Annotated in this window: 8 protein-coding genes; 6 read left to right on the forward strand and 2 right to left on the reverse strand. The window is 45.7% G+C overall.

The genetic code is table 11. The features are described from left to right. On the reverse strand, positions 1 to 898 hold an 898-nt coding region (locus Q0C19_RS06170), incomplete at its 3' end, for a GTP-binding protein (protein WP_295053956.1). A gap of 180 nt (positions 899 to 1,078) precedes the next feature. Between Q0C19_RS06170 and Q0C19_RS06175 the strand changes: the two genes are divergently transcribed. The 6 genes from Q0C19_RS06175 to Q0C19_RS06200 all read left to right on the forward strand — a co-directional run bounded on the left by Q0C19_RS06175 (position 1,079) and on the right by Q0C19_RS06200 (position 8,888). After that, on the forward strand, positions 1,079 to 2,461 hold the full coding sequence (locus tag Q0C19_RS06175; RefSeq protein WP_295053959.1) for a flagellar hook-length control protein FliK: 1,383 nt from the start codon (positions 1,079 to 1,081) through the stop codon (positions 2,459 to 2,461). 15 nt (positions 2,462 to 2,476) lie between these two features. Then, positions 2,477 to 3,154 carry a flagellar hook capping FlgD N-terminal domain-containing protein gene (locus tag Q0C19_RS06180; protein ID WP_295053962.1) on the forward strand — a complete coding sequence of 226 codons (678 nt, stop codon included), beginning with the start codon at positions 2,477 to 2,479 and terminating at the stop codon, positions 3,152 to 3,154. 10 nt (positions 3,155 to 3,164) lie between these two features. After that, entirely contained in the window at positions 3,165 to 4,505 is a 1,341-nt protein-coding gene (locus tag Q0C19_RS06185) for a flagellar hook-basal body complex protein (protein WP_295053965.1), read from the forward strand. A gap of 51 nt (positions 4,506 to 4,556) precedes the next feature. Further along, the gene (locus Q0C19_RS06190) at positions 4,557 to 7,049 is read left to right on the forward strand and encodes a flagellar hook-basal body complex protein (protein WP_295053968.1); all 2,493 of its coding nucleotides are present in this window, start codon (positions 4,557 to 4,559) and stop codon (positions 7,047 to 7,049) included. 227 nt (positions 7,050 to 7,276) lie between these two features. Beyond that, the gene (locus tag Q0C19_RS06195; protein WP_295053971.1) at positions 7,277 to 7,780 is read left to right on the forward strand and encodes an RDD family protein; all 504 of its coding nucleotides are present in this window, start codon (positions 7,277 to 7,279) and stop codon (positions 7,778 to 7,780) included. A 1-nt stretch (position 7,781) separates the two neighbouring features. Then, entirely contained in the window at positions 7,782 to 8,888 is a 1,107-nt protein-coding gene (locus Q0C19_RS06200) for an MFS transporter (RefSeq protein ID WP_295053974.1), read from the forward strand. Here the strand turns inward: Q0C19_RS06200 and Q0C19_RS06205 are convergent. Beyond that, positions 8,889 to 9,280, reverse strand: a 392-nt coding sequence (locus Q0C19_RS06205) for a mechanosensitive ion channel domain-containing protein (protein WP_295053977.1), incomplete at its 5' end; no start/stop codon positions are given.

Genomic DNA, 9,280 nt, shown 5'->3' on the forward strand with positions numbered 1-9,280 from the left:
GCATCGGATCAAGTGGCATAGGATTTTGTGGATCACAGATGGTATCCCCAACGTCTACCGTTTCAATACCGGCAACCGCGACGATATCACCCGCTTCTGCTTCTTGGATCTCCATACGGTTAAGACCCATGAATCCGATCAATTTTGAAATTTTACCTTTAACCATTTCGCCATCGGCTTTTGCAAGGAGAATGTTATCCCCTTTTGCAATTTTACCGTTGAAGATACGAGCGATACCGATTTTACCAACATAATTATCGTAGTCCAATGTGAAAACTTGTAATTGTGTTGGGTTCTCAGGATCACCAGTAGGCTCAGGCACTTTTTCTAGAATAGTGTTGAACAAACAAGTGAAATCACCATCAGGGTCAGACATATTGAGTTTCGCCATACCATCACGAGCTGCTGCATAGACGATCGGGAAATCGAGTTGATCTTCCGTCGCATCCATTGCTACGAAGAGGTCGAATACTTCATCTACTACGCGCTCAGGATCAGCGGAAGGTTTGTCGATTTTGTTGATAACAACGATTGGCTTGAGTCCAAGAGCCAACATTTTTTTAACAACGAATTTCGTTTGAGGCATAACACCCTCATACGCATCAACAAGGATCAAAGCCCCGTCAACCATTTTTAATACGCGCTCAACTTCTCCACCGAAATCGGCGTGACCCGGAGTGTCGATAACGTTAATTTTATGATCGCCAAAGCGAATCGCTGTATTTTTAGAAAGAATGGTAATCCCGCGCTCTTTTTCAAGGGCGTTAGAGTCCATAGCTCTTTCATTCACTTGCTCGTGGCTTCCATATGTACCAGATTGCTTAAGCAACCCGTCAACTAAAGTCGTTTTACCGTGGTCAACGTGTGCGATTACGGCGATGTTACGAATTTTTTGCATTGCTGTCCTTTGATAGGGCAAAGATTTTCGCGGATTATATCGCAGGTAAGGTTAAGGAAATGTTAAGCAGTTTAAAGAGTGTTACCGTTTGGTTACTTTTTTTAAGTGGAATATTTTTTGCTTTACATAATTACTTTAATATAAGAGCGCATAAATCGTACGCTCGCACAAGGATCGTTTATGATCATTCAAAGCAAAGAAAATAAGACTCAAGCATCGCTCGCCGATTTGCTGGGTGGAAATGCAAAAAATACATCCACTGCCAAATCGAATGATCTTTTTTCCAAACTCTTGAACTCATTTGGAATGCAGACCAAAAATAGTGACACTAGTCATGATTTCAAAGCGATTATCGATCCTAAAAATAATTCGTCGAAAAATACCTCTCAGCTCAATGAATTGCAGACATTGCTAAACGGAAGTGAAAAAAAAGAGTCAACTCTTATCACTAACGACATGCTCTCGACTTTATCCAATGATCAGGTTCGCACCCTTATCAATCGGGCAAAAGATTATCTTAAAAACGAAATTACCACGAAAAATTCGGAATATCAAGCCGATCCAAAATTGTTACCTAAAACACTTGGAGGACTCGTCAAATTAGCCGAAAAATTAGGTTTGGAACCGCAATCCATAACTCTTTCAACGTTAGTTACCGATCCGGAAGAGAAAGCATCGTTTGCCCCGGGGCTCCTCTCTAAACCGCTTTTAGAAACCAAAGCGCTTGCCGCTCTTTCCTCATCGGTCCAAGAAGAATCTCCGATGGAAGCGATTACGCAGCTTATCAGCGAACTCAAAGCAAAAGAACAAAAAAACAATAAAACAGACACCACCACTGAACGTTCCGAAAAAGCTCCTTCCGAAAAACCTGAATCACAGCCTTTAAAAGCACTTCTTCAAAATCTTGACAAACATGAGGGGGAAGCAATTTCGATCGCGGTATCCGATAAAAATGATCCGATAAAAATATCCCCATCTTCATCGGCATCGACAAACAGATCCGACATGCTCATCGCCTTATTGCAAGGCTCAAACGAGACCAAGGAGTCTAATGCGGAAGCGGCGAATACCTTGAAAGTCGAAGGGGAATCCGCGAAAGGGATGCATGCCCTTAAATCTGATTCGCTTGAAGTCAAATCCAAAGAGGCTGCGCAAAGTATGCGCTATTTTGCGAGTGACCTCAAAGAGGCCGTTCAAGAGTATAAGCCCCCATTTACCCGTCTCACAATGAAACTCAATCCCGAAAAACTGGGTGAAGTCGAAGTGACTTTGGTACAACGAGGGAACAATGTCCACGTCAATATTCAATCCAACAATACCAATAGCGTCGCGTTCTTAGCCCATAACGCTACCGAGTTAAAAGCGCAACTCGCTTCTCAGGGCATTACCAATGCAACCATGAACTTTATGTCCGGCGGCGACGGACAGGGCAATCAACAAGCAGGACAGCAGCAGCAAGGACAGCAGCAGCAACGCTTCCGTTCCTACGAGTCGTTTGAAGAACTCAAACTTAACGAAGAGCAATTATCGGCTCTTGAAATTATTATTCCGCACTACGCGTAATTAAAGGAGGACATTATGGCTATTAATGCTTATGGAGCTTACACGGCAGACACCGCTTACAGTGGAGCAACGACAACGACAGCGACAAAAGATAAAAGTGCTCTGGGAAAAGATGACTTTTTGAAATTGTTACTTTTAGAGCTAAAGTATCAAGATCCGACAGCTCCGATGGACAGTGAGAAGATTTTGTCTCAAACATCACAACTTGCAACACTCGAATCGGCGGAGAATACGAATAAAGCCCTTGAAACACTGGCAACGTCACTGACCGCATCAATGCAATATTCAGGGATTTCGGCAATCGGCAAAATTGCCGATACGGGAAGCAACGGAATCGTCCTTGAAAAAGATAAAAGTGTTGATTTCGAGCTTTATTTCCCGGATGACGTAACCACCGGAAAAGTGAATGTCTTAGACAAAAACGGAAAAATCTTAAAAACAATGACGATCGGCGCTACCGATGCGGGTGTAGCAAAATATACCTGGGATGGCAAAGATGATGCCGGAACCACCCTCGATGCGGGAATCTACTATGTCGAATCGACTTATACCAAAGCGGATAATACCTCAGCTACCACACGAGTCGGACGCTATCCGATTGAATCCATCAAATTCGATCAAGGTAAAACCTATGCCAAACTAGGTTCAAACTATGTCGATTTCAGTACGATCTCAGAAGTAACGGCAAAATAAGGAATCCATCGTGAATCAAGCTTATTATACTGGTATATCGGGTGTTATGTCATTCCAATACGGAATGGACGTCGTCGCGGACAACCTTGCCAATGTCAATACAATAGGGTATAAAGGCTCCACCGCCGAATTCTCTGATCTTTTTACCAATGCACTCGTGAGCGCAGGAAAAACTCCTACAGCTAACGATATCGGTATTGGGACAAAGCTTCAGGCAACAACCACTCAAATGCTAAACGGATCCCTTCTTGACAGCGAACGCTTTAACGATCTTGCCATCAGCGGAAACGGTTGGTTCGGTGTGGTATCGGGTAAAGACGACTATTATACGCGAGCCGGAAATTTTGTGTTTGACGAAGTCCAAAAAACTGCCGGCGACGTTAATTCATCGGTTGCAAGACTCACCACTACGGACGGAAAATTCGTAACGGGGACGATGCTTACCAATTTTTCCTATAACGGCGCGTTTGATTACGGCGACTTAACCTCAAACGGTGCTACCGGTGCTTATGTTGTCAATGACCCCACCAACGAAGTTGACCTTGGCAAGGTAGATTCTCAGGGTTTATTGGAGTTTCCCACTCGGCTTGCGTATCCCGTCGAACCGACGACCAAAGCAGAATTCTTCGGTAATCTCGGAACGGATAACGTTACACGTACCATCAGTGCGGATGTTGTCAGCGGTAATAATGAGCGCAATCGCCTGAAACTGGCCTTTACCCTGAGTTCCGTTCAGCCTACGGATGGGGGAGTTGCCTGGGATGTCGTCGCCACCGTCACCTCAAATGACGGAACCAAGGTTTACGATACGAAAAGCGGTCAAGCTATTTTCAACGGAACAGGGGGGCTAAGCAGCTGTACCATCACCTCGGTGAATAACGACGGCACCTCTGTCGCCGTTGATTTAGGAAACAATTATAACGGTGTTATCTCTACAGACGGTGTTGCCGCCAGTGGATCATCCCGTTCCAACGGTGTTTCCGGCGGAACCCTCACCAAATACGGAATTAATCCCAATGGAGTTATTGTCGCTGATTTCTCCAACGGCAGACAAAGTGCTATCGGCCGCATAGCGGTATACCATTTTCAAAACGACCAAGGGCTAAATCGTGCCGGAAGTACCGATTTTCAAGAGAGTACCGATAGCGGAAAACCTATTTTTTGGACGGATGCAACCGGGGCAGCCGCCACTGGGGCATTGGTTTATAGCGGAAAACTCGAAAACTCGAATGTCAGAATGGATGTAGGACTTACGGATATGATAATCAACCAGCGTGCTTATCAGGCCAATGCCAAAAGTATTACAACCGGAGATGAATTAGTCCAAAAAGCATTGCAGATGCATCGCTAATTGGAATAATTTTTGCTTTTAAATTTTACTTTGTCATAAAAAGGACATATTATGTTACGATCACTCTTCGCAGGTGTTACCGGTTTGCAATCGCATCAGGTTGCAATGGACGTTGAATCCAATAATATTGCTAACGTAAACACGATCGGATATAAATATTCGCGTGCCAATTTCTCTGATTTGCTAGCCCAGACCAATCAAATCGCGACCGCTCCGCAAGGGCAAATCGGAGGAAAAAATGCCGTTCAAATCGGGTTGGGAACAACGGTTAGTTCCGTCACCCGTATCCATTCGCAAGGCTCGATCCAAAACACCGATAAAAATACCGACGTCGCCATCCAAGGAGACGGTATGTTTATCGTCAGCTCCGATGGGGGAAATACCTATAAATACAGCCGTTCAGGAGACTTTAAATTCGATGCTGCCGGAAACTTTGTCGATAATAACGGGTTTATCGTTCAGGGATGGGTACGAGATGAAAAAACAGGCCTTGTCGATGCAACCGCACCGATCGCCAATATCCAAATCCCGCCGGGACTAACGACTCCTGCAGAAGCGACATCCGAAGTGGTCATCAAAGCCAACCTCAGTTCGGGGGATAAAGTTGACCAATTCAAACCGATCTATAACCTCGATACCAATAGTCTCAACACCAGCGGTGTCGACGGTCTAGCCAACACCTCCGATGATGATCGTCCTGAGTTTTTCAATGTCTTGTTTGATGCGAGCGGAAATGCATTGAATCTTCAAAGCGGTCAAGGGATGTGGACCAGTTACCAGCCCTCAACCTATCGCGATATAATTTCCGCACCTGCTGCTGGTGCTTTAGCTTTTGACGTTAACGGGGTTTCTATGTCAATGGTATTTGCCGGTACAGAAACAGCCTCTCAAGCAACCAATATGATCGCCGCTAAAATCAATGCCAACACCGCAACGACCGGGGTGAGTGCCGCACCGGATCCCGCAAATCCAAATGTTTTGATTTTGACCAATGATAATACGCGGGGAACAACGGCTGCTAGTAAAAATATTAGTCTCGTCGTCACTTCAGATGCCGCAGGAACCAGTCTATCCAGCGGAAGCGATATTACCGCATTTCAATATTCTTTTGTCAGTGCCGGAGCTACCCCTGTCGCTGAAACCGATGCAAGCGGCACTATTCGTCAATTCACTTCAACGGAAGATTTGCGGGCTCAAATGCAATGGGATGCCCGTCTTGTCGGGGATGACCACAATAGAGTCGGTACCGTTGCTCAGGTCGATACCGTTGTATTCGCACCCGACGTAACAGCTGCAGGTGATACTATTACATGGACGGACGGAACCAATTCCGTAACATTGAATGTTCCTGCAGACATTGCAGCGGGCGCCAATGAAACTGCAGTAGCAGCAGCTATGGCAGTGGCCATAAATGCTAATCCAACTTTAGCACCTCTCTATACCGCTGCAGCTGCCGGTGCTAACCTTACTATTACATCCGATACATTAGGTACCGCGTTTAACGGGACCCTTTCTACAACTGGTTTTGCTGCACCGATATCTGATACAACAACAACCCTCCCTGTCAGTATTGATAATGATATTTTTGACAGTGCCATTACGGTTGAAATCAACTCTAAAGGGCAATTTGAAATCAAAAATCCCGGAAGTGCCGGTACTGATGAGTACGATCTGCGCGTTTCCGTCACGGGATTAACGTCGGCCGGGGTCACTGAAAATACCCGATTTACCCAAAACTTTCAAACGCTTTCCGGTACATTGACTACCGGTTCAAGTATCTCACGGCTGAGCCAATCGTTTAATGCCGCAACTCACTCGGCGAGTATCGATGTCTTTGACTCTCTGGGAACCAAACATACCCTCCGTCTCGATTTCCGTAAAACGGCGCTTAACTCCAGCGGTGGAACCGAGTGGGTTTATGAAGTCAGTGTCCCCTCTCCCGGAGATATCGGCGGAACGATCAATAAAAATGAGCTTAAAAACCTAGATGCCGGTCGTATCAGCTTTACCAATACCGGAGCGCTTGCCCTCGCAACGATTCCGAGTCTCACCTATACTGCCAATAACGGTTCGGCACCGAACCAAACAATCGATCTGAATTTCGGTACGATCAACTCATTTGACGGAATGACCAGTTTCGATAATCCATCCGGAACCAGCGGTATCAGCCAAGACGGGTATCCCGGAGGGGATCTCGTCGGTATCCGAATTGACCAAAGCGGTACGTTAGTAGGATCTTTCTCTAACGGGCGTTCTTTCGGTCTTGCACAGATCGGGATGGCAAAGTTTTCGAATAATGAGGGGTTGGTAAGCGATGGCGGAAACGTCTATCTCCAATCGGCCAACTCAGGTGATCCGATCATCGGTACGGCGGCAACGGCAGGACGCGGATTTATGCAATCAGCCGCACTTGAAGCCTCTAACGTCGATTTGTCAAAATCACTGACAAATCTCATTATTATTCAACGCGGTTATCAAGCCAACGGTAAAACCATTACGACCTCCGATACTCTTCTCGAAACCCTTCTAGGAATTAAACGTTAACGCATATCTGCGTTAACCACTTTATTGATACATTACGTCTATTTTTTATTGATTGATTTTTTAGGGGAAAAGGACTCCGGCGATAAGGATGAACGCCGGAACTTTGAAACTTAAGGAGTGAATGATGAATAAGAAAACGTTGACCCAAGACTTGCTGCTGTCGTTTGGGATATCAGCATTATGAATCAACTTGGTAAACCAACAGTAATAACGTTATACTTTCACCCATGAGATGGCGAACCCTAAAAACAAAACAAAAACCCAGACCTTCCAAACCAAAGACATTATTTGCCCCTTTTCTCTCCCGAGCGGCAGGCTTTGCAACTGACCTTTTTATGATTGGAATTCCTATATCCCTCATCACTATGGTGATATTCGGCTATGATCAAATGCACAGTGCGAGCGGATTGGATGTGTTGGTTCATGATCCCAAAGCGCAGACCAATCCCCCTAATCCAATAGCGTCAATCACCCAAATAACCCTTTTTCTAATCACGTACGTTTGGCTGTGGCACAAAAGCGGCCAAACACCGGGGAAAAAACTTTCCCGTATCCGTGTTGTTGATGTGCATACCCTCCAAAATGCACCGATATGGAAACTAACCCTTCGTTTTATCGGTTATTTTCTCTCTCTTATAAGCGTCATCGGTTTTTTTATCCCTTTGGTTCGAAAAGACAAACGGGCATTACACGATCTCATCAGCGGCACAGCCGTCATTCGCGTCCCCTAACGTGGCTGTTTTAATCGCTTCTTTTTACTTTTTCTATTTTGCCCTTATCGGGGTGCATATTATTTTTGTCCCGAAAATACTCTCCGAGGTGGGATATTCCCCTATTGAGATCGGAATAATTTTTGCCTCAGCTCCGCTTGTTCGATTTGCAATCCCTTTTTTATTTTTAAAAGGGTTGCAGCTTAGTCCCAAAACCTTCTTTACGGCACTGACCCTGATGGCCCTTAGCGCCATCGGATTTTACAGCGCATTGGAGCACTTCTGGCCGCTGCTCATCGTCAATATCCTCTTTGGGATCGGCATCGCCCTGATTCTCCCCTACATTGAAGTGATTGCGCTGGAGCAAATCGGTCGGGAACGGTATGGACGGATACGAATGTTCGGTTCGCTCGGATTCATCGCTGTTTCCCTCATACTGGTCCGCTTTCTTACCACACCCTACATCGGCATCGACTTTTTAATCGCCATGGCTGTTGCCACCCTCGTATTCGGAGCGTTGGTCGGATCACGTCACCGTTCGAGTTCCCCTAGCGACTGCGGCTCCACCGATGATATTTGTCTCTTCTCGATTCGCAACCATATACCGCTGTGGATTGGATTTTTCCTGATGCAGGTAAGTTTCGGCCCTTTTTATAACTTTTTTACGATCTATACCACCGCTCACGGCATCTCATTGGATACCACCGTATGGCTTTGGAGTTTCGGTGTCATCGCCGAGATTTTGATGTTTTATTTCCAAGGACCGCTGTTACGGGGAAATTTAGTACGCCTTTTACAGATTACCGCCTTTATTACGGCATTGCGCTGGATGATTGTTGCCCTCTTTCCCGATTCGACACCGTTATTATTTGCATCCCAAAGCCTTCATGCTTTTAGTTTTGCCCTTTTTCATACAACCGCTATTACGATCCTTTTTGAGCTCTACAGGGCCAGACGTCTCGCCCAACAGTTCTTCTTCGGTATTTCGTACGGTCTTGGAGGGTTTGTAGGGGCTATCGGTGCAGGGGCACTCTATCAGTACACCCCGTCATTCTTGTTTATCGGAGGAGCGGTTACGGCGTTAGGAGCCGCACTCGCTTTTAAAATGGGTAAAAGATCTCGCTACTGACTACTCTTCTTGTTTCACATGCGTTACCATCTGAGGAAACGGCACGGTAATATGATTTTGGTCAAACGCCAGTTTAGTCAATTCGATCACCTCAAACATGGTATCCCAGTAATCATCAACATTGACCCACGGACGGGCAACCAGCTGCACCGAATTTTGCGCCAATGCACCCACTGCCACGAGAGGTTCCGGGGAAGGGAGCACCTTGGGATGGGTCAGTAAAATCTCCAAAATAATCGATTTGGCAAGCTTCAAATCATCTTTATAATCGATGTCAAACGTCATATCGATTCTCCGTGTCTGATTATCCGTATAATTGATGATATTGCCTGCGATCAATGCACCGTTGGGGATAATGATAGAGCGGTTATCGCTTGTTGTGAGAGTTGTCG

This window comes from Sulfuricurvum sp., from assembly GCF_023250475.1.
Classification (GTDB): Bacteria; Campylobacterota; Campylobacteria; order Campylobacterales; family Sulfurimonadaceae; genus Sulfuricurvum.